Raw genomic sequence first — 21,349 nt, forward strand, 5'->3', positions numbered from 1 at the left:
CCTGAGGTCACTGATGTCTGTGTTCACCAGAGTCGCCCGCGGCCGGCTGGCCGCCTGGCTCACCGTGGCCGCGGCGATCGTCGTCGCCGCGGCCGTCTTCGGGACACCCCAGCCGGACAACCCGGCACCGGTCTCCGCCACCGGCCTGTCGGTGGAGTGGCAGTCGACCCAGGTGCAGCGCCTACAGGACCAGCTGCCGTCCAGCGACGTGCAACCGGCGATCGTGGTGGTCAGCCGAGGCGACCGGGGTGCGCTGAGCGACGCCGACCGGGCCAGCGTCGACGCCCGCGCCGGCGATCTGCGCCGCTTCGCCGTGGGCGGGCAGGTCAGCCCCGCACAGGTCTCCCCGGACGGCACGGTGGCCCTCATCGCCATCCCGATCGACACCGCCGGCGGGCAGGAGGCCGTCACCGAGACGGTGACCCAGCTGCGCACCGCCCTGGCGGACCTGCCCGGGCTGACCGCCGAGGTGACCGGCTCCCCCGCCTTCACCGCCGACCTCTCCTCGGTGTTCGACGGCGCCGACATCACCCTGCTCGCGGTGACCGCGGCCGTCGTGGCGCTGCTGCTGCTGATCACCTACCGCAGCCCGTTCCTGTGGATCGTGCCGCTGGCCGTGGTCGCGGCGACCGAGCAGCTCACCCTGCGCGCGGTGGACACCATCGTCCCGGCCGTCGGCATCAACCTCCAGCAGGGCCAGGTCACCGGCATCGCCAGTGTGCTGGTCTTCGGCGCCGCCACCGACTACGCCCTGCTGCTCATCGCCCGCTACCGGGAGGAGCTGCGGCGCGAGGAAGACCGGTTCGCGGCGATGCGCGCCGCGCTGCGCCGCACCGCCGAGCCCATCCTCGCCAGCGGCGGCACCGTGATCCTCGGTGTCCTCACCCTGCTGCTCAGCGAGCAGGAGACCAACCGGGCGCTGGCGGTGGCCTGCGCCACCGGTGTGGTCTTCGCCATGCTCTCGGCCCTGTTCGTGCTCCCCGCCGTCCTGGTGCTCTTCGGTCGGGGTCTGTTCTGGCCGTTCGTGCCCCGTGTCGGTGGCCCGGTCCGTGAGGGACGGCTCTGGGGCCGGCTCGGCGCCGCCGTGGAACGTCGCCCGGTGGTGGTCGCGGTGCTGGCCACCCTGCTGCTCGGCGGTTTGGCGCTGGGTGGGCTCGGGATCCGCACCGGCCTGTCCGAGACCGAGCAGTTCCGGGCCGAGCCCGAGGCGGTGACCGCGGCGCAGACCCTCGCGAGGGCCTTCCCCGCCGGCAGCACCCAGCCGGTGGCCGTGCTCACCACCCCGGCGGCGGTGCGGGCCGTCACCGACGCCGCCACGGCCGTGCCCGGTGTGGCCTCGGCACGCCCCGGTGACGCCGGTGACGCCGTGGCCCAGGTCGACGTGATCCTGGAAGCCGAGCCCGGCACCACCGCCTCGGACCGCGCGATCGAGGCGCTGCGCGAGACCGTCGCCGCCGTTCCCGGCTCCGCTCCCCCGGCTGCGGCCGGCGCGGACGCGCCGTCCGGGGCGATCGTCGGTGGCTCCGTGGCCGCCACGTACGACTCCGACGAGGCCAACGACCGCGACCTGCGACTGATCCTGCCGATCATCCTGTTGCTGGTCGGCGCCGTGCTCGTGCTGCTGCTGCGCGGCCTGCTCGCACCGCTGCTGCTGGTGCTCACCGTGATCGCGTCGTTCTTCGCGAGCCTCGGCGCGGCGTGGCTGCTCTTCGACCACGTGCTGGGTTTCCCCGCCCTGGACAGCGGCGTGCTGCTGCTCGCCTTCGTGTTCCTGGTGGCGCTGGGGGTGGACTACAACATCTTCCTGGTCACCCGGGCCCGGGAGGACGCCCGCAGCGCGGGCACCCGCGACGGCATGCTCTCCGCCCTGCGGGTCACCGGCGGAGTGATCACCAGCGCAGGGGTGCTGCTCGCCGCGGTCTTCGCGGTGCTCGGCGTGCTGCCGCTGATCACACTGACCCAGATCGGCATCATCGTCTGCATCGGCGTCCTGCTGGACACCCTGCTGGTGCGCACGGTCCTGGTGCCGGCGCTGGCGTTCATGCTGGGTGAGCGCTTCTGGTGGCCCGGGCGAATCACCCGCGACCGCCCGGAGGACCTCCCGGCGTCGCCGGAGCTGGTCGCCGCCCGCGACTGACCGACAGGTAGCGACGGGGGCCGTGACGACAACGTCACGGCCCCCGTCGAGGTCAGTAGTCCAGGCAGACGCACTCGGTCATCAGCGCCCGCACGTTGCGCACGTACGACGGGTTGGGGATGGCCAGGGGCTTGCCCTCCTGCGCCACCGCACCGTGCCCGAAGTTGTACGAGGCGATGACCGCGTTGAGCAGGCAGGAGTTCAGCTCGGCGGTGCACAGGGCCGGATCGAGGCGGTAGTCGGCTTCGAAGTACATGTCGCCGATGTATTTCGTCGCCCAGGCCAGGTAGGTGGCGCCGAGGTAGGCGTTGTCCCGGTAGTCGTCGATCTCGTAGCTCTTCTCGAACCGCTGGTTCATCCAGGTCGCGGTGCCCGGCATCACCTGCATCAGCCCGACACCGCCGTCACAGGCGTAGATGTTGGACTGCCAGCCGCTCTCCTGCCAGGCGGTGGCCTTGAGCAGGGTGAGCGGGACCTTGATGTCCGGCGCGGAGGTCGGCCAGTAGGTGCGCCCGGCCGCGTCGGTCAGCGCCGCCTTCGCCTCGGCCCGGGTCGCCTGGGTGCCCTTGTACGTCGGCTTGCAGGAACTCGGTGCGGGCTTCGGCGGGGCCGGCGGGACCTGCGTCTCGGTGGGCGGCTTCGCCACGGCGCGTGGCTTCGGCGCCGTGCGGGTCGGCTTCTTCGTCGGCTTCTTCGTCGGCGTCGGGGTCGCGCTGAGGCTCGGCGCGGCGCCCATCGACTCCAGGGCGCTCACCGACGGGCTCGGCTCCCCGGTGGGCTCGTCGGCGGGGGCGTCCGTCGGCGCGTCGGTGACCGCCACCGGGGCGGCCAGGTCCTGCGGGCTCTCCCCCTTGGTGGCGCAGCCGACCAGCGTGCTCGCCAACAGGAACCCGGCGAGCACCGCGGTGCCCAGCCGTCTCGTCCGTCGAACCATGCCCTTGCCTCCCCCGATGTGATCCTCGCCGCACCCTAGCAAGGTTCAACTGGGCGGCGGTGCCCCTGCGACGGCGGCCGGGCCTGTTCCACCGGCTGCTCCAGATCCCCCACCGCCCGGTCCCGGGTGGCCCACGCCACCACGAAGACCACCGTCCAGAGCACCCCGAGCAGCACCGCCGCGGCGGTGCTGCTCGCCGTGTCCAGATCGAGGTAGAGCCGTGCGCCGCTGATCCCGAGCACCCCCGCGGCGGCGGCTGTCCAGGCGGCCACCGCCACCGGCCAGCGGGAACTGCGGGACACCAGCCAGGCCAGGGTGCACAGGCTCGCCGCGACCACGGCGTTCTGGGTCGGCAGCGGGGCCGAGTCGCCGCCACCCGGCGCGCTGCCGTGCGGCCCGGTCAGCTCGGCGACCACGGCCAGCACCACCAGCGGCACGAACGCGCCCACCGTGCCGACGACGCTGAGCAGGTCCGCCCGCCAGGGTCGGTTACGCCACGCCAGCACCGCGGCCACCAGCGCCACCAGCACGATCAGCACCGACCCTCGTACCACCGACACCACGACCATCGTGGCGTCGGCCGCGCCGGGGGTGCGCCGGGAGGCGAACCAGCCCGCGATGGCGCCGTCCAGGGCGGCCAACCCGCTGTTGCGGACCGCCACGCCGAGCAGACCCGCGATGGCGAGCCCGGCGACGAAGAGCAGCAGGAGCCCGGCGGCCAGATTGAGCAGCAGCGTCCACCCCGGCCCGATCCGCATGGCCACCAGGAAGAACAGCACCCCGTAGCGGGCCGTGAGCCAGCGCACCGGTGGCAGCGCGCCCGCCCGGGACAGCAGCGCGCGGACCGGGTCGGGATTGCGACCCAGCCACCGGCCGGCGAGCACCACACCCAGCAGGCCGGCCAGCAGCACCAGCGCCGCGCCGGTGGCCCGGCCGAGCAGTCGGGAGACCGTGTCGTACGACTCACCGGCGAGGTGACCGAGCAGGATCGAGCCGCCCACCCAGGTCACCACCCCGGCCAGGTTCCACAGGGCGAACCGGCGGTACGGCATGCCGGCCGCACCGGCCAACCGGGGCACCAACGTGCGAGCGAACGCCACCCAACGGGCCGCGAACACGCCCCGACCACCCAGCCGGGCGAGCATGGCGTCGGCCCGACCCCACCGCTGCGGCCCGACCCGGTGGCCCAGCCCGGCGCGCAGGCGGGGGCCGTAGCGCTGTCCGGCGCGGAAGGCCAGCCCGTCACCGAGGACCGCCGCGGCGATCATCGCGAGCAACGCCGGCGCGAGCCGCAAGGTACCGTTGTAGGTGAGGAAGCCGACGAGCAGCAGGGTAGCCTCACCCGGCACGAGCAGGCCGAAGATCACCGCGGTCTCGCCCGCCACGATCAGCGCGGCGACCAGGTAGATCCACAGGGTGGGCAGACCCTGCACCCAGGTCAGCAGGTCGTGCACTCAGGCCCCCGGGACACGGGAGCCAGCATGCCAGCCGGGGGAACCACCGGCACAGCAGTTTCACCATAGATCAGGGGCACCTGGGGGTGACCCCGACGCAGCCTGCGCGAGCGCAGGCGGAAGGATAGAGGGTATGCAGCTTCGCACCGACCTCCGCAACGTCGCCATCATCGCTCACGTCGACCACGGCAAGACCACCCTGGTCGACGCCATGTTGCGGCAGGCCGGGGCGTACGGCGCCCGGGGCGAGAACACCGAGCGGGTGATGGACTCGGGTGACCTGGAGCGCGAAAAGGGCATCACGATCCTGGCCAAGAACACCGGTGTGCGCTACCTGCCCGCGGACGGCTCCGACCCGGTCACCATCAACATCATCGACACCCCCGGCCACGCCGACTTCGGTGGCGAGGTGGAGCGCGGCCTCACCATGGTCGACGGCGTGGTGCTGCTCGTCGACGCCAGCGAGGGCCCGCTGCCGCAGACCCGCTTCGTGCTGCGCAAGGCGCTGCGGGCCCGGATGCCGATCATCCTGGTGATCAACAAGGTGGACCGGCCCGACGCCCGGATCAAGGAGGTCGTGGACGACACCTACGAGCTCTTCCTCGACCTGGACGCCGACGAGGAGCAGATCGACTTCCCGATCGTCTACGCGTGCGCCCGCGACGGCATCGCCTCGCTGACCCAGCCCGCCGACGGCTCGGTGCCCGACGACAGCACCTCCCTGGAGCCGCTGTTCCGCACCCTGCTCGACACCATCCCGCCGCCCTCGTACGACGAGGGCGCGCCGTTGCAGGCCCACGTCACCAACCTCGACGCCTCGCCGTTCCTCGGCCGGCTGGCGCTGTGCCGGGTCCGCCAGGGCACCATCAACAAGGGTCAGACGGTGACCTGGTGCCGCACCGACGGCAGCACCCAGCGGGTCCGCATCTCCGAGATGCTGATGACCGAGGGCCTGGAGCGCACGTCGGCCGAGACCGCCGGCCCGGGCGACATCATCGCCGTCGCCGGCATCCCGGAGATCATGATCGGTGAGACCCTCGCCGACCTCGAGAACCCGGTCGCGCTGCCGCTGATCACCGTCGACGAGCCGGCCATCTCGATGACCATCGGCACCAACACCTCGCCGCTGGTCGGCCGGGTCAAGGGCGCCAAGGTCACCGCCCGGATGGTCAAGGACCGGCTCGACAAGGAGCTGATCGGCAACGTGTCGCTGCGGGTGCTGCCCACCGAGCGGCCGGACGCCTGGGAGGTGCAGGGCCGCGGTGAGCTGGCGCTGGCCATCCTGGTCGAGCAGATGCGCCGGGAGAACTACGAGCTGACCGTCGGCAAGCCGCAGGTGGTCACCAAGGAGATCGACGGCAAGACCTGCGAGCCGGTCGAGCGGCTGACCATCGACGCCCCGGAGGAATACCTGGGCGCGATCACCCAGCTCCTCGCCACCCGTAAGGGCCGGATGGAGCAGCTGGTCAACCACGGCACCGGCTGGATCCGGATGGAGTGGCTGGTTCCGGCGCGCGGCCTGATCGGCTTCCGCACCGAGTTCCTCACCGACACGCGGGGCACCGGCATCCTGCACCACGTCTTCGAGTCCTACGAGCCGTGGTTCGGCGAGCTGCGCACCCGCAACAACGGCTCCCTGGTCGCCGACCGGGCCGGCGCGGTCACCGCCTTCGCGATGACCAACCTGCAGGAGCGCGGTCAGCTCTTCGTCGACCCGACAACCGAGGTGTACGAGGGCATGATCGTCGGGGAGAACTCCCGCTCCGACGACATGGACGTCAACATCACCAAGGAGAAGAAGCTCACCAACATGCGGCAGTCGACCTCCGACGAGACCGAGAAGCTGGTCCCGCCGCGCAAGCTCTCGCTGGAGCAGGCACTGGAGTTCTGCCGCGAGGACGAGTGCGTCGAGGTCACCCCGGCCACGGTCCGGATCCGCAAGGTGGTGCTCGACCAGCAGCTGCGGGGCCGGGCCACCGCCCGCCGCAAGCACGCCGGCTGAGCACACCAGCACCCGACACCGGGCGCGTCGGCCGCTTGCGGCCGGCGCGCCCGTCGGTTTTTCCCAGGGGTACGCGGGCCAGCCCGACCGGCTGCCGCCGATCGGCTACGGTCACCGGCATGATCTGGGATGATCTCGACGCCCACCTGGACAGGGTGCCCGGCACCGTCTCGGCGTACGTGGGCCGACCCGACGCGCCGCCGACCTGGACCCGCCACCCGGACGCCGCCCACTACGCGGCGAGCACCATGAAGGTGGCGGTGCTCGCCGCCCTGCACCGCGCCGCCGATGCCGGCACGCTGGACCTGGACGCCCCGGTCCCCGTGGTCAACGAGTTCGACTCCGCCCAGCCCGGCGCGCCCCGGTTCTCCTGCGCCCAGCACTACGACAACGACGACGCGGTCTGGGACCGGCTGGGCGGCACGGCGTCGCTGCGCTGGCTGGCCGACCGGATGATCGTGCGATCCAGCAACCTGGCCACCAACCTGGTCATCGGGCACGTCGGGCTGCCCGCGGTGGCCGAGGTGTGGGCGCGCACCGGCGCCCGCACCAGCGTCACGGGCCGCGGCATCGAGGACTTCGCCGCCCGCGAGGCCGGCATCACCAACACGGTCACCGCCGCCGACCTGGCCGCCCTGCTCGGCGCGCTGGCCACCGGGGCCGACACCCCGGGCCGGCTCGCCTCGCCGGCCGGCTGCACGGCCATGCTGGACGTCCTCATCGCCCAGGAGCACCGCGAGGACCTGGCCGCCGGCCTGCCCGAGGGCACCCGCATCGCGCACAAGAGCGGTTGGGTACGCGGGGTCCGACACGGTGCCGGCCTGGTCCTGCCCGACGACGCCCCGCCGTACCTGATCACCGTCTGCACCACCACGGACCTGGCCGGTGGCGACGACGAGGTCGAGGACGACGCCTGCCGGCTGCTCGCACACATCTCCGCGCAGGTCTGGGCCGCCCGTCACCAGCTCTGACCACGACCCGCCGTTGCGGCTAGGCTGCTCGCACCCCCACCCCGGAGCTGCCGATGCCCCGCAGTCGCACCATCCTCATCGCCTTCCTCGTCGTGACGGCGGCGAACCTGCTGGCCAACGCCACCGATGGCCGCGTGGCCGAGGCACTCAGCAAGCCGCTGCTGATGCCGCTGCTGGCCGCGTACCTCTGGCGGGCCGCCGCCGAGCGCGGCGCCCGCCCGGACCGGCTGGTGCTCGTCGGGCTGGCCTTCTCCACCGGCGGCGACGTGTTCCTGCTCGGCGACGGCACCGGTTGGTTCATCGCCGGCATGGCCTGCTTCCTCGGCACGCACCTCTGCTACATCGCGGCGTTCACCCGACACGGCGCCGCGACCGCGCTGCGGCGTGCGCCGCTGCTCGCGGTCCCACTGACGTACGCGGTGCTGACCGTCGTCGCGCTGTGGTGGATGTGGGCGGGACTGACCGACGCCGGGCTCGCCGTGCCGGTGGCCGGCTACGCGCTCGCGCTGGCCGCGATGGCCACCACCGCCACCACCAAGGGCTGGCGGGTCGGTCTCGGCGCAGCGCTGTTCCTCGGCTCCGACCTGCTGATCGCGGCCGGGGTGGCCGAGGTGGCCCAACCACCCGGCGCACCCGTGCTGGTCATGGCGACCTACGCCGCCGGCCAGGCGCTGATCGTCCTCGGCCTGGCCGCCCGCGTCGGCACACCCCCGGGCACGCCGGTCACTCCAGCAGTTGCGCCCGCAACGCGCTGAGGGTCTCGTCGGTCAACCCCAACCCGTCCCGCAGGTACGCGTCGAACGAGCCGTGCACCCGGCGTACCTCGTCGTAGCCGGCGTCGAGGTACTCGGCGCGGACCTCCAACACCGGCAGCACCGCGTCGACGTCCAGCTCCGGCTGCCGTCGTCGCATCGCCTCGATGATCACCGCCCGCAGGCTGTCGGTCAGCTCGTTGTTGCGCAGGTAGTCGGCGCGGATCGCCGCCTCGTCCACCCCGAGCGCCGTCAACAGGATGACGGTCAGCCAACCGGTGCGGTCCTTGCCGGCAGAGCAGTGGTAGACCAGCGGCAGGTTCTCCGGCTGGGCGGCCAGCCGCACCGCCTCCGCGAAGCCGACCCGAGCCGACTTGCCGGTCACGAACCACCGGTAGATGGCGGCCATCGCCCCCGTCGTGCCCTGCCGGGCCAGCTCCGCGTACGCGTTCAGGTCGTGGCCGAGCAGCACCGCCGACACGTACGTGAAGACCGGGTGCTCCGGGTCGTGCACCGGCAGGCACACCACCCGTGGCTCACCGGCCAGTCGATCCGCCGGGGCGACCTCGATCTCCGCGGGGGCGCGCAGGTCGAGCACGCACGCCGGCCCCAGCTTCGCGAGCACCGGCAGATCCTCGTCGGTCAGCCGACCCAACGCGGGAGTGCGGAGCAACTGCCCCGCCCGGACCCGCCTCCCGTCGGCACCGACGAGCCCACCCAGATCGCGTGCGTTCGGTGCACCTACCAGCTCCCAGCCCTGCCCGGTCATCCGGTCTCCCATCCCGACGTGCGCCTGCGTATAGGGTGCCTGACATGACGATCTCGGAGGTACGCACCCACCGGGTTTCGGCCCCCTTACACACCCCGTTCGTCACCGCGTTGCGTCGTACCACCACAGTGGACACCCTCGTCGTCGAACTGGTCGACTCCGACGGCCGTTCCGGCTTCGGCGAGGCCCCCCAGGTGTGGCAGGTCACCGGCGCGTCGGTCGCCGGCGCACGGGCGTGCGTACGCGAACTGCTCGGCCCCCAGCTGATCGGCCGTGACCCGGACGACCTGGTGGCCCGATGCGCCGAGGTGCAGCGCGCGGTGGTCGGCAACGAGGCGGCGAAGGCCGCGGTGGATGTCGCCCTGCACGACCTCGCCGCCCGGCGGTTGGGCGTACCCCTGGTGCGGTTGCTCGGGGGCACCAGGCTGCGGGTGCCGACGGACGTCACGCTCGCGGCGGGCGACGCGGTGGACCTGGCGGCGGCGGCGCGGCAGCGGCAGGCGGACGGCTTCGGCGTGCTGAAGTTGAAGGTCGGCACCGACGCGAGCACCGACCTGGACCGGGTCCGGGCCGTTCGCGCGGCCGTCGGCCCGGGGGTGCGGATCCGGCTCGACGCCAACCAGGGCTGGACGCCCCGGGAGGCGGTCCGGGTGATTCGGGGCATCGAGGACGCCGGCCTCGACGTGGAGCTGGTCGAGCAGCCGGTGGCCCGCTGGGACCTGGACGGCCTGGCCTGGGTGAGCGACCGGGTGTCCGTGCCGATCCTGGCCGACGAGGCGGTCTTCGGGGTCCGTGACCTGGTGGAGGTGATCCGTCGTCGGGCCGCCGACCTGGTCAACGTCAAGCTGGCCAAGTGCGGTGGGCTGCACCCGGCGCGTACCCTCCTCGAACTTGCCACCGCCCACGGGCTCGGCACGGTGGTCGGCTCCATGATGGAGAGCCAGGTCGGCATCGGTGCGGCGGCGAGCCTGGTCGCCGCGTACGGCACCACCGCGGTGCCCGACCTGGACGCCGCCTGGTGGCTGGCCTGGTCACCGGTGCAGGGCGGAATACGCTACGAGGGGGCGACCGTGGTGTTGCCCGACGCGCCTGGCCTGGGCATCTCCGGCCTTGCTGAAGCAAAGGTGCAGGCGCGTGGTTGATGAGCGTTGGTTTCTTTCATAGGGTTCCCTGGACAGCCGACTCGATCTGGGGGTTGACGTGAAGCTGCAACCGGGCCGCGAGGCCGTCGTCCGGGTCGCGGTGGCGACGCTGTGGACCTCCCCCGAGGCGGTCCGCCCGGTCGACCGTCCGGCGCTGACCGCCGGCGCCGACATCCTGACCTGGGTTTCCGGCCTGGACACCGACCAGCAGGTCGGCGACTGCGTGCTGAGCCAGCTCCTGCTCGGCGAGCGGGTCCTCGTCAGCGAGCTGCGCCCGGACGGCTGGGCCCGGGTCGTCGCCGTCGAGCAGCCCGCCGCCAAGCTGGACCCGCGCGGCTACCCGGGCTGGCTCCCCACCGAGCAACTGACCCCCGTCGACCCGTCCACCGACACCGGCACCGACCCGCCGCTGGTGGTCGACTCCACAGTCACCGGGCTGCACGCCGCTCCGAACGGTCCGGTGGTGCTGCCCGGCGTCGTCGTCGGCACCCGCCTCGTCCCGGCCGGCCCCGCGCGCGACGACTGGCGGCCGGTGCACGTCCCCGGTCACGCCGCGCCACTCTGGTTGCCCGACGACCACCTCGTCGCCACGTCGGCCGAGGCGCCGGCCGCAGCGCAGGCGCTCGCGGTGGCGCAGCGGCTGCTGGACGTGGCCTACATCTGGGGCGGTCTCTCCGCGCACGGCATCGACTGCTCCGGGCTGGTGCACCTGGCCTGGCGGCGGTTCGGGGTGCTGCTGCCCCGCGACGCCGATGACCAGGCCGTCGCCACCACGCCGCTGGCGTTGGGGGCGGAACGCCCCGGTGATCTCTACTTCTTCGCCCGACCCGGCCGCAAGATCCACCACATCGGCATCGTCACCGCCCCGCCCGGTAACGGTGGCGAGCGGCGGATGCTGCACGCCTGCTACCGGCGGCGGCGGGTCATCGAGGAGCCCCTGCCGGCCGACCGGACCGCGACGCTGGTGGGCGCACACCGCGTCTGACCGGCCGGGCGCGTTTCCCGCACCCGGCCGGCGACACGTCAGCGTCGGGCGTCGGTCAGCTCGCGGCGCCGGTCCCGGGAGGACTTGATCAGGCTGGCGGCGGTGGCGATGCCAAGGGTGCCGAGGATGACCAGCAGCGACAGCCAGATCGGGATGTGCGGCGCCCAGCCGACGTGCTCACCACCGTTGATGAACGGCAGGGTGTTGTCGGCCAACGCCTCCAGCACCAGCTTGACCCCGATGAAGCCGAGCACGACGGCCAGGCCGTAGCTCAGGTAGATCAACCGGTCGAGCAGGCCACCGAGCAGGAAGTAGAGCTGACGGAGGCCCATCAGCGCGAAGACGTTCGCGGTGAAGACCAGGTACGGCTCCTGGGTGATACCGAAGATCGCCGGGATCGAGTCCAGGGCGAAGATCAGGTCGGTGGTGCCGATCGCGATCATCACGATCAGCATCGGGGTGAACAGCCGCTTGCCGTTCTCGTGGGTGATCAGCTTCGCGTCGTCGTAGCCCTTGGAGATCGGCAGCGCCTTACGGCTCCACCGGATCAGCAGGTTCTCGGAGAACTCGTCCTCGTCCGGCTCACCCTGCCGGGCCAGGTTGACCGCGGTGTAGATCAGGAACGCGCCGAAGATGTAGAAGACCCAGGAGAACTGCGAGATCAGTGCGGCACCGGCGGCAATGAACCCACCGCGCATCACCAGCGCCAGCACGATGCCGACGAGCAGGACCTTCTGCTGGTACTGCCGGGGCACCCCGAAGCGCGCCATGATGATCACGAAGACGAAGAGGTTGTCCACCGACAGGCTGTATTCGGTGAGCCAACCGGTGTAGAACTGCCCCGCGGAGCTGGCGCCCGAGGTCAACCAGACACCGACGCCGAAGATCAGGGCGAGACCGACGTAGAAGGCGACCCAGAGGCTCGACTCGCGCACACTCGGCTCGTGCGGGCGCCGACCGATGATCAACAGGTCGACGAGCAGGACCGCAGTCAGTGCGACAAGCGTTCCCGCCCACACCAATCCGGACACGTCCAACGTTCATTCCTCCGGCAGACACGCGGCGTCGGGCACACCGTACGCCCCCGGAGAGGCCGGTGTGCCGCTGTCGCTCACTCTGGTGACTGTCGGAGGTCTCTTCCGCCGCCGCCCGCGAACGGAACGGCGACCTACGGGGCCGGGTCGGGTCGCCGTGGTTCCGACGATCGACCGTGCTGACGACTCCGTCGCGAAGGAATACTCCCCTCCTCGGTGACCATTGTTGCCCACCACGCGCCGTGATCACACCCCGGGCACCCGGTGGCGCCAACCACCCCTCGCCGGGGAATACCGGGGGCAGCGCCCGCCGCGTCAGACCGCCGCGTCACACCCGCTGTGGTGTCCTAGGAGGCTAGTGCAGGTCGGGTGCGGTTTTCGGGTCGCTGAGCGACCGGCAGTCAGTCAGCACATGCAGCGGCGGGCACCGTCGACACCGGAACAGACCCCGCGACACCGCCGACGCGGCCCGCCATGCGAGGCTGTCCGACATGGTGCTTGAGGTCGCGCTCATCGACGTACTGCCCGGACACGAGGACGCGTTCGCCGCCGCGTACGCCGAGGGTCACCCGGTGCTCGCCGGGGCAACCGGCTGCCGGTCCGTGCGGATGACCCGGGGCATCGAGTCCCCGACCCGCTTCGTGCTGCTCGTCGAATGGGACTCGGTCGAGGCGCACGAGGAGAACTTCCGGGCCACCGAACGGTTCGAGCAGTGGCGGGCGTTGATCGGGCCACACTTCGCCGGGCCGCCCGTGGTCGAGCACTTCCTCGACGTGCCGGCCTGAGCCTGCTGTCGTACCCCGCGGTTATCGTGCCCTGCGCACGCGCCGGCCGCCGGTCCCGACGGGCTCGGGGGCGCCGGGCCCGGTGGCCGCGCGGCGCGGCTCCTACTCGCCGACGCGGCGGGCCAGCACGGTGACCGTCTCCTCCGGTGACAGCGCGGCCGCCAGCAATGCCTCGGTCATCCGCTGGTAGCGGTCGACGTCGAGCACGGTGGCCAACCGCACGTCGGTGGTCAACGCCTCCAACATCACCGTCCGCGGGTCCGCCGGGTCGGGAAAGGCATAGCAGGAGTACGGGGTCAGCGGGTGCAGCCCACCACCGGCCGCCCCGCGGGGCAGCAGCCGCACCGTGACATGGGACAGCCCGGTCACGGCGACCAGATGCCGCAACTGTTCACGCCAGACCTCGTCCGGCAGGTCTCCCCTGTCACAGACGGCCTCGGCGAGCACCGCCGTGTAGCGCGGCGGGTAGGCCCGCCGCAACACCTCCTGCCGCAGCGCCCGGGCACGCACCTCGGCCTCCACGTCGACCTCGGGCGTGAGCTGCGCGCCGGCCGCGACCAGCACCCTGGCGTACGCGGGCGTCTGGAGCAACCCCGGCACGATCGCCGGCTGGTATTCGACGATGTCGGCGGCACCCGCCTCCAACTCGGCGTAGGTGCGCTGCCGTTCGCTCATCTCGCCCAGCGTCTTCCACCAGCCGCGGCTGGTCGCCGCGTCCCGGGCGATCACGATCAGCTCGTCCCGGGCGGGCGAGGGCACCTTGTAGATGTCCAGCAGATCGAGCACATCGGCGAGGTCAGGACGGCTCTGACCCAGCTCGATGCGGGACAACTTCGACGTCGAGGCCCAGCCAAGCCGGTCGCAGACCTGTTCCAGGGTCAGCGCCTCGCGCCGGCGTAACTGGCGCAACTCTGCGCCGAGACGTGCACGTCGAATGACAGGACTTGTTGGCAGCGGCATCCCGGCCTCCCCACCGAGGGAGAGTACGCAGGACGATCACCCAGTGCAATAGCTCGCTCGCGCACCGCAATCAGGGGACCTGGTGCCGTCCGGCGGTCGGACCGGCCATTGTCCGGCGTTTGCGCACGTCAGGCGGGGTATCGAGCCGTGCTGTCCAGTCCCGTGCACCGGAGTCCCGCGCACCTGGAGTCCCGCGTGCGACGGAGCCCTGCGGTGCTGTGCGGCCCTGGAGCGCGACGCGGCCTCGGCGTGCAATGCGGCCCTGCGGTGCTGTGCCGCCCTGCGGTGCTGTGCGGCCCGGGAGTGCCGCACGGCTCCCGGCGTGCCGCGCGGTTGGCTCAGGGCCGGTAGGTGCCGAAGGACCAGACGGTGCCGGCCAGGTCACGGGCGGCGTAGTCACGGGAGCCGTAGTCGGTGTCGAACGGCTCGCGCGTGATCTCGGCACCGGCGGCGCGTGCCCGGGCGCAGTGGGCGTCGACGTCCGGCACCGCCACGTAGACCGACCAGTCGTCGTCGGCCGGTCGAGATGCCGCGTCGGCCCGACCACCCAACATGATCATGCCGGTGTCGAGGACGAGTTCGGCGTGCGCGACAGTGCCGTCCGGCGCCTCGTGCACCGAATGCACCTGGAAGCCGAAGGCGGAGCAGAGCCAGTCGATGGCGGCCCGGGGATCGGGGTAACGGAAGATCGGGTAGACGGTTCGCATGACCTGATTCTGCTGCCGACGGCCCCGATCCGGATTGGACGAATGTGACCTCGGCGCGTCCCCTGTCGACCAAGTGGTGTCAGCCGGCCGGAGCGCGGGCGGCGAGCAGGGCGGCCGGAGTGGCCCCCGCGAACTGGCGGAAGTCCCGAATGAGGTGGGACTGGTCGTAGTAGCCGTAGCGCGTCGCCACCGTGGCCCAGTCGACGGCGCCCACCTCGGGCTGATCGGCGCCGACCGGCGCCCCGGCGGTCGGTCCGACGTCGGTGAGCACCGCGTACGCCCGCTGGAAACGCAGCAACCGGGCGGCCATCTTGGGTGGCAGACCAACCTCCTGCCGGAACCGGGACGCGAGGTGTCGCCGGCTCCAGCCCAGCTCGTCGGCCAACACACCGACACTCCCCTGCCCACCGCTGGAGACGAGCCACCGCCACGCCCGGTCGAGCCGGGCGTCGACCGGAGGGGACGCCGCCAGCCGGGCCGCGAGGACCCCGTCGAGCAGGGCGAACCGCTCCGGCCAGCCGGGCGTCTCCGCGAGCCGGCCACGCAGCCGATGCAGCCAACGGCCCGGGAGTTGCCCGACGTCGACGGCCCGGTTGGTCAGCTCACTCAGCGGCAGGCCGAGCAGCCGCCGGGCGGTCAGTGGGGCGAGCAGCAGCTCGACGCCCTCCCCCACACCCACAGTGCGCGTGGTGCACCAGCCGTCGAAGGTGCCGGCCACGAACGAGTCGACCATCGTGACGCCGCGCTGCGCGCTGCGCGGGTCGGTCACGTCCAGCGGAGCGCCCCAGCCAAGGATCAGCACCACGAAGACGCCCGCCGACTCGCGGCGCACCAGCGGGATGTCCGCCCGTTGCCGGTAGCCGACGTACCGGTCGACGAACGGACGCAGGCTGACCTCGGGCAGGCCGAGGACGAACTCGTCGACCGGTGCCACCGCAGTCAACCCCGCCCGCCCTTCGCACGGTCGCGATCCGGCCGGCCGCGCCCCGGGGAGCGCTGATGGCCGGCCGGATGGCTGTCACTTCACGCCGGCGGCGTCCATGCCGCGCAGCTCCTTCTTCAGGTCGGAAACCTCGTCGCGGATCCGAGCCGCCAGCTCGAACTGCAACTCGCGGGCGGCGGCCAGCATCTGGTCGTTGAGCTCCTGGATGAGCTGGGCCAGGTCGGCGCGGGCCATCCCCTCCCGTGACGGGGTGGTGGTGGCGGACCGGCTCCGGCTGCGGGTCTCCTTGACCGGCGCCTTGCCTCGGGACAGCTGACGCACCGCGCCCCCGACGCGGGAGTTCTCGGTGTCCTCCGCCTCGCGGTAGATGTCGTCCAGGATGTCGTGGATCTTCTTACGCAACGGCTCCGGGCTGATCCCGTGCGCCTCGTTGTGCGCGATCTGCTTGGCCCGACGCCGGTCGGTCTCGTCGATCGCCGCCGCCATCGACGGGGTGATCTTGTCGGCGTACATGTGCACCTGACCGGACACGTTACGGGCGGCCCGGCCGATGGTCTGGATCAACGACCGGCCGCTGCGCAGGAAGCCCTCCTTGTCGGCGTCGAGGATCGCCACCAGCGACACCTCGGGAAGGTCCAGACCCTCGCGGAGGAGGTTGATGCCGACCAGCACGTCGTAGTCGCCCTTGCGCAGCTCACGCAGCAGCTCGACCCGGCGCAACGTGTCGACCTCCGAGTGCAGGTAGCGCACCCGGATGCCGTTCTCCAGGAGATAGTCGGACAGGTCCTCGGCCATCTTCTTGGTCAGCGTGGTGACCAGCACCCGCTCGTCGCGGTCGGTCCGTAGCTTGATCTCGTGCATCAGGTCGTCGATCTGGCCCTTGGTCGGCTTGATCACGACCTGCGGGTCGACCAGACCGGTCGGCCGGATGACCTGCTCGACGAACTCGCCCTGGGCCTGCTCCATCTCCCAGGTGCCGGGGGTCGCGGACAGGTAGACCATCTGGCCGACCCGCTCCAGGAACTCGTCGAAGCGCAGCGGCCGGTTGTCGGCGGCGCTGGGCAGCCGGAAGCCGTGGTCGATGAGCATCCGCTTGCGGGACGCGTCGCCCTCGTACATGCCGCCGATCTGCGGGATGGTCACGTGCGACTCGTCGACCACCGTGAGGAAGTCGTCGGGGAAGTAGTCGAGCAGGGCGTGCGGAGGGCTGCCGGGCAGCCGCCCGTCCATGTGCATCGAGTAGTTCTCGATGCCGGAGCAGAAGCCCACCTGCCGCATCATCTCGATGTCGTAGGTGGTGCGCATCCGCAGCCGCTGCGCCTCCAGCAGCTTGCCCTGGCGCTCCAGCTCGGCGAGGCGCTCGGCCAGCTCCACCTCGATGTCACGGATCGCCCGCTCCATCCGCTCCGGACCGGCCGCGTAGTGGGTGGCCGGGAAGATCACCAGCTGGTCGACCTCGCGGACCACGTCACCGGTCAACGGGTTGAGGTAGTAGAGCTTCTCCACCTCGTCACCGAACAGCTCGATGCGGACCGCCAGCTCCTCGTACGCCGGGATGATCTCCAGCGTGTCGCCGCGGACCCGGAAGGTGCCCCGCTGGAAGGCCATGTCGTTGCGGGTGTACTGGATGTCGACAAGCCGGCGCAGCAACTGGTCGCGGTCGAGCTCCTGCCCGATCTGCACCTTCACCGCCCGGTTGAGGTATTCCTCCGGGGTGCCCAGACCGTAGATCGCCGAGACGGTCGCCACCACGATCACGTCGCGCCGGGTGAGCAGCGACATTGTCGCCGAGTGCCGCAGCCGCTCGACCTCCTCGTTGATCGAGGAGTCCTTCTCGATGTAGGTGTCGGTCTGCGGGATGTAGGCCTCAGGCTGGTAGTAGTCGTAGTACGAGACGAAGTATTCGACGGCGTTGTGCGGCAGCAGCTCGCTGAACTCCTTGGCCAGCTGCGCACAGAGCGTCTTGTTCGGGGCGAGCACCAGGGTGGGGCGCTGCAGCCGCTCGATCAGCCACGCGGTGGTGGCACTCTTGCCGGTGCCGGTCGCGCCGAGCAGCACGGTGTTGCGGTCGCCGCGCCGAACCCGACGCTCAAGATCGTCGATGGCCGCCGGTTGGTCGCCGGCCGGCTGAAAGTCACTGACGACCTGGAAGCGGCTGTCCAGCCGAGGAATGTCGAGCGCCATACCGTCAACGGTACGCCGGAGGTCCGACAGGAACGGCCGTCACGCCAGGTACGTGATCAGCTTCAATATTCCCATTGTGTGGCCCATGTCACCGGGACTACCCTCTTCATGTAGGCCGCTCGCGGCGGCCGACCGGGCAGGTGGCCAGGCCGTCACATCACGGCCGGTCGCCCCCGGCACTGCGGTCGCAGCACCCGGCTCGCCCGGCGTGCGCACCCGTGTGGTCGCGCTCGAGGCGCAGACCGGCCGCCGCGAGCGCCCCTGCTCGTCACCCCGACGCCTCCCCGCCCGTTTCATCTCCGTGGACACCTCTCCGACCCCGGCACCCGACACCACTCCCCGCGGCGCGCCCCGGCCAGACGTCACCGCCGCCGGGCGGCCCAACTCCCCCAAGGTCGGGCGGTCAGGCAGCGGGCGGCACCGCTCCGGCACCGCCTCAGAGACCACCCGGAGCACGGACACCGGAGTCGGTTCCACCACCGGCCGGCCCACCGGCGCCCGCCGAGCCGCCACCGACCGCCCGACCGACGCCGCAGCCAGGGCCAGCCGACCTGCAAACGCCCGCTCGACCAGCCCGGGGCTGCCCACCGCCGCTCAGCGAACCGGCAGTGGGCGCAGGCCCGAGAAGGACCGGACCACCGGCGGCCAGGTGCCCACGGAGATCCGGGCCACCACCGGCGACGGGCCCACGGAGAAACGGACCACCACCGGCCAGGGCCCCACGCAGAGCCGAACCGCCACCGGGCGAGGTCCCGGGACAGCCGGGACGACCACCCGCCGCGAGGCCACTGCCGAACCCCCCACCGACACGGCGGACGCCACCGGCCCGGCCCCGGTCAGCCGCCGCAGACGTACCCTGCTGCTGTTGCTCGCCCTGACCGCCGCGACGTCCGCGACAGCGCTGGTGCTCGGGTTGTTGAGCTGGGCGCCCGACCCGCCCGAGCCGACCCGGCCGCTGACCCTCGCGGAGGGCGAGCGGCTGGCCGCCGTGCGGGTCACCAACCTCCGGGACCTGCGCGCCGGAGTCCGCATCACCGCCGGCGCCGACGCCGCCCGGATCGAACTGGTGGGCTGGGTGGACTGGTCGCGGTCACTGCTCTACCTCGACGTGGGTGGGCCGGGCGCAGGCGCCGAACGCGGGCTGGTGCAGCGGGTCGGCCCGGTCCTGGTCATCCGACCCGACCCGGCAGCAGTGCCCACCCCCGCCGCGCCGCCCCTGCTGCCTCCGGCGGACCGTTGGCGGCTGCACCGACTGGCACCCGGGACGAACCTGGCACCCGTGCTCGACCTGCTCCTCGACCTCGCCGCCGACCGCCCGGACCAGACCCAGGCGGTGCCCGGCAGCGGTGCGCGTTGGATCGCTCAGGACACCGTGGCGGCCGGTCCGGTGGACGTCCTTGAGGCGTCGCTGCCGGCCGGACCGCCACACCGCAGCCCGGCTTTCGGCAGCACGGTGGCACCCACGCCGAGCGCCGCGCCGGCGAGCACCGACCCGAACGGGCAGACCCGGTTCTGGCTCGACCAGGACGCCCGACTGCACAAGCTGGTGACCCGATTGCCCGGCGTCGGCCCGGTCACGATGATCCTCAACCGGGCGGACCGGCCGACGCTGCGTCCGGTGGACGCACTCGGCGGCCGTCCCGGCCTGCCCCGCGCGCTGACCGACGCCGAGCGGCGTCGACTGGACCGGTTGCCGGCCCGGCTCCGGGCCCAGCGCGGTGCGACGATGACGCTGACCGCGCCCGTCGGCACGGACACGAACCTGCGGGGCGCTGGCTGGGTGAGCTGGACCACGGGTACCGCGTACCTCGCGGTCGCCGACCTGGGCGTGCCGGACCGCCGGACCCTGCTGCGGCGCGACACCGCCGGTCTGGCCCGGGCAGATCTGCCGGCGGCCGCCGCCGGTGGCGGCACCGCGGAAGCGCCCGGCCGACCACCGCTGCCGCCCCCGGCCGGGCCCTGGCGGGCCCAGCGATCGGGCGGCGACGACCTGAACGTGCTGGTCGAGGCCGCGGTGGCCGCCGGGTCGGTCGGGCCACCAGGAACGGCCCTCCGGGTACGCGAGGACGTCACCGCCGGACGGACCGTGGACGTCGTTGAGGTGGGCCCGGCCGACGCCCGACTGCGTTACTGGATCGACCGCGACGGGTCGCTACGCCGGCTGGAGCTGCACACCAACGCCAACGCCTGGGCCCAACTGGACCTCCAGCCCGCCGTGGTGCCCCGACTGATTCCAGTGCCCCGCCCGGCCGCCAAGCCTCGACCCACGACACCTCGGCCCCGCTGAGCGGTAACGCTCAGGGCCGCCAGCCGGTCTGCTCGGCCCACTGCTCCGCCCGCAGGTACTCCTCGTCGAACCACGGGTCGCGGGCCGTGCCCGAATCGCCAGCCTCCGGTGCGGCGTCGACCAGGTCCCTCTTGAGCAGCAGGTACGCGGCCCGCTGATCCGGGTCGGCCCGCAGGTGGTCGCGCATCAGCAGCGCGTACCGCCAACCCGGCGAATCGGCCACCCGCACGTGCAGGCGAACCGGGCGGGCCGGGTCCGCGCTGCCGTGCAACCTCTTCTCCCACCGACCGCTGCCGGCCGGGCGTGGGTCGTCCCACCAGTGCCCCGGCACCCGGGGGAACCCGGCGTTCGCCAGCCGGTCGACCAGCGCCCCGTCGGCGTCGGCGAGGCTGCGCACGGCCACCTGCACGTCGATGACGTCCTGGGCGGCGAGGCCAGGCAACGCGGTCGAGCCGATGTGGTCGATCCGCAGGGCGTCCGAGCCGAGCGTGTGCCGGATCCGGGCGGCCAGCCGCTCGTACTGCTCTGGCCAGCTCGCGTCGGTCCCCGCCGGGTCGACCCGGCCCGGCAGGACCACCCGCCGCTCGCGCAGATTGTCCTCGTAGGGCAGCAGCCGCTGCCGCCAGAGGTCGTCGACGGCGTCGTGCAGATCCGCCAGGCTGCCGTCGTTGGTCAGCACCACGTCCGCGGCGGCCCGTCGACGGGCGTCGTCGGCCTGGGCGGCGATCCGCCGCTCCGCCTCCGCGCGATCCATCCCCCGGTCGCGCGCCAGCCGCTCCAGTCGGGTCGTCACGGCCGTCTGCACCACGATCACCAGGTGGTACGTGGGCGCGAGCCCCACCTCGACCAGCAGCGGCACGTCGTTGACGACGATCGCGCCCGGTGCCGCTGCGGCGGCCAGCTCTGCGGTGCGAGCCCGAACCCGGGGGTGGGTGATCGACTCCAGCCGACGGCGGGCCTTCTCGTCGGCGAACACCACAGCGCCCAGCGCGACACGGTCCAGCGCACCATCGTCGTCCAACACCGCGTCGGAGAAGGCCGCAACGATCTCGGCCAGTCCCTCAGTGCCCGGCGCCACGACCTCCCGGGCCACCTGGTCGGCGTCGATGAGCACCGCGCCCCGCTCGACCAGCCTCGCGGCCACCGCGCTCTTTCCCGACCCGATCCCGCCGGTCAACCCCACTCTCAGCACCCGACCAGTCAACCGGATCCCCGAGCCCGTCGCCAAACCCGCCGCCATCGTCCCGACCGACCCGGCCCGAACGGCCGAGGCCCGCGCAGCCGGCCGACCCGGCCCTGCCCG

17 protein-coding genes are annotated in these 21,349 nt (G+C 72.4%); 8 read left to right on the top strand and 9 right to left on the bottom strand.

The window, feature by feature from the left end; genetic code table 11:
• Positions 1-13: 13 nt before the first annotated feature.
• Positions 14-2,137, top strand: coding sequence for an MMPL family transporter (locus tag GA0070619_RS18795; protein ID WP_088949270.1), 2,124 nt, complete (start codon positions 14-16; stop codon positions 2,135-2,137).
• 52 nt (positions 2,138-2,189) lie between these two features.
• On the opposite strand, the gene GA0070619_RS18800 is transcribed toward GA0070619_RS18795, so the two are convergent.
• Together GA0070619_RS18800 and GA0070619_RS18805 are read right to left on the bottom strand one after the other, a co-directional pair.
• The gene (locus GA0070619_RS18800) at positions 2,190-3,071 is read right to left on the bottom strand and encodes a lytic transglycosylase domain-containing protein (RefSeq protein WP_088949271.1); all 882 of its coding nucleotides are present in this window, start codon (positions 3,069-3,071) and stop codon (positions 2,190-2,192) included.
• 35 nt (positions 3,072-3,106) lie between these two features.
• Positions 3,107-4,525: a DedA family protein gene (locus GA0070619_RS18805; protein WP_088949272.1), complete on the bottom strand. Its 1,419-nt coding sequence runs from the start codon at positions 4,523-4,525 to the stop codon at positions 3,107-3,109.
• 133 nt (positions 4,526-4,658) lie between these two features.
• Here GA0070619_RS18805 and typA point away from each other — a divergent pair, with 133 nt between their 5' ends.
• The 3 genes from typA to GA0070619_RS18820 all read left to right on the top strand — a co-directional run bounded on the left by typA (position 4,659) and on the right by GA0070619_RS18820 (position 8,253).
• Entirely contained in the window at positions 4,659-6,527 is a 1,869-nt protein-coding gene (gene typA / locus GA0070619_RS18810) for a translational GTPase TypA (RefSeq protein ID WP_088949273.1), read from the top strand.
• A 119-nt stretch (positions 6,528-6,646) separates the two neighbouring features.
• On the top strand, positions 6,647-7,498 hold the full coding sequence (locus GA0070619_RS18815) for a serine hydrolase (RefSeq protein WP_088949274.1): 852 nt from the start codon (positions 6,647-6,649) through the stop codon (positions 7,496-7,498).
• A gap of 53 nt (positions 7,499-7,551) precedes the next feature.
• Positions 7,552-8,253, top strand: a complete 702-nt coding sequence (locus GA0070619_RS18820) for a lysoplasmalogenase (protein ID WP_088949275.1) — start codon at positions 7,552-7,554, stop codon at positions 8,251-8,253.
• Here the strand turns inward: GA0070619_RS18820 and GA0070619_RS18825 are convergent.
• Positions 8,222-9,019 carry a tyrosine-protein phosphatase gene (locus GA0070619_RS18825; protein WP_088951900.1) on the bottom strand — a complete coding sequence of 266 codons (798 nt, stop codon included), beginning with the start codon at positions 9,017-9,019 and terminating at the stop codon, positions 8,222-8,224. The genes GA0070619_RS18820 and GA0070619_RS18825 overlap by 32 nt on opposite strands.
• A 44-nt stretch (positions 9,020-9,063) precedes the next feature.
• Here GA0070619_RS18825 and GA0070619_RS18830 point away from each other — a divergent pair, with 44 nt between their 5' ends.
• On the top strand, positions 9,064-10,161 hold the full coding sequence (locus GA0070619_RS18830) for a mandelate racemase/muconate lactonizing enzyme family protein (RefSeq protein ID WP_088949276.1): 1,098 nt from the start codon (positions 9,064-9,066) through the stop codon (positions 10,159-10,161).
• Between the two features lie 58 nt (positions 10,162-10,219).
• Positions 10,220-11,146, top strand: a complete 927-nt coding sequence (locus tag GA0070619_RS18835; protein ID WP_088949277.1) for a C40 family peptidase — start codon at positions 10,220-10,222, stop codon at positions 11,144-11,146.
• A gap of 38 nt (positions 11,147-11,184) precedes the next feature.
• Here the strand turns inward: GA0070619_RS18835 and GA0070619_RS18840 are convergent, their stop codons facing one another.
• Positions 11,185-12,183, bottom strand: coding sequence for a TerC family protein (locus GA0070619_RS18840; RefSeq protein ID WP_088949278.1), 999 nt, complete (start codon positions 12,181-12,183; stop codon positions 11,185-11,187).
• 488 nt (positions 12,184-12,671) lie between these two features.
• On the opposite strand from GA0070619_RS18840, the gene GA0070619_RS18845 reads away from it, so the two are divergent.
• Entirely contained in the window at positions 12,672-12,965 is a 294-nt protein-coding gene (locus GA0070619_RS18845; protein ID WP_088949279.1) for an antibiotic biosynthesis monooxygenase family protein, read from the top strand.
• 102 nt (positions 12,966-13,067) lie between these two features.
• Here GA0070619_RS18845 and GA0070619_RS18850 read toward each other — a convergent pair whose 3' ends face one another.
• The 4 genes from GA0070619_RS18850 to uvrB all read right to left on the bottom strand — a co-directional run bounded on the left by GA0070619_RS18850 (position 13,068) and on the right by uvrB (position 17,759).
• Positions 13,068-13,925 (bottom strand): helix-turn-helix domain-containing protein, encoded by an 858-nt coding sequence (locus tag GA0070619_RS18850; protein WP_088949280.1) that lies wholly within the window; start codon positions 13,923-13,925, stop codon positions 13,068-13,070.
• A 338-nt stretch (positions 13,926-14,263) separates the two neighbouring features.
• Positions 14,264-14,632 carry a VOC family protein gene (locus tag GA0070619_RS18855; RefSeq protein ID WP_088949281.1) on the bottom strand — a complete coding sequence of 123 codons (369 nt, stop codon included), beginning with the start codon at positions 14,630-14,632 and terminating at the stop codon, positions 14,264-14,266.
• A 79-nt stretch (positions 14,633-14,711) separates the two neighbouring features.
• Positions 14,712-15,566, bottom strand: a complete 855-nt coding sequence (locus GA0070619_RS18860) for a helix-turn-helix domain-containing protein (protein WP_088949282.1) — start codon at positions 15,564-15,566, stop codon at positions 14,712-14,714.
• Positions 15,567-15,650: 84 nt separating this feature from the next.
• Positions 15,651-17,759 (bottom strand): excinuclease ABC subunit UvrB, encoded by a 2,109-nt coding sequence (gene uvrB, locus GA0070619_RS18865; RefSeq protein ID WP_088949283.1) that lies wholly within the window; start codon positions 17,757-17,759, stop codon positions 15,651-15,653.
• 208 nt (positions 17,760-17,967) lie between these two features.
• On the opposite strand from uvrB, the gene GA0070619_RS32500 reads away from it, so the two are divergent.
• Positions 17,968-20,046 (top strand): hypothetical protein, encoded by a 2,079-nt coding sequence (locus tag GA0070619_RS32500; RefSeq protein ID WP_157744049.1) that lies wholly within the window; start codon positions 17,968-17,970, stop codon positions 20,044-20,046.
• A gap of 10 nt (positions 20,047-20,056) precedes the next feature.
• Here the strand turns inward: GA0070619_RS32500 and coaE are convergent, their stop codons facing one another.
• A complete protein-coding gene (gene coaE, locus GA0070619_RS18875; protein WP_088949284.1) occupies positions 20,057-21,238 on the bottom strand; it encodes a dephospho-CoA kinase in 1,182 nt (393 codons plus the stop codon).
• Between the last annotated feature and the right edge of the window lie 111 nt (positions 21,239-21,349).

The sequence above is a fragment of the Micromonospora zamorensis genome (genome assembly GCF_900090275.1).
Taxonomy (GTDB): domain Bacteria; phylum Actinomycetota; class Actinomycetes; order Mycobacteriales; family Micromonosporaceae; genus Micromonospora; species Micromonospora zamorensis.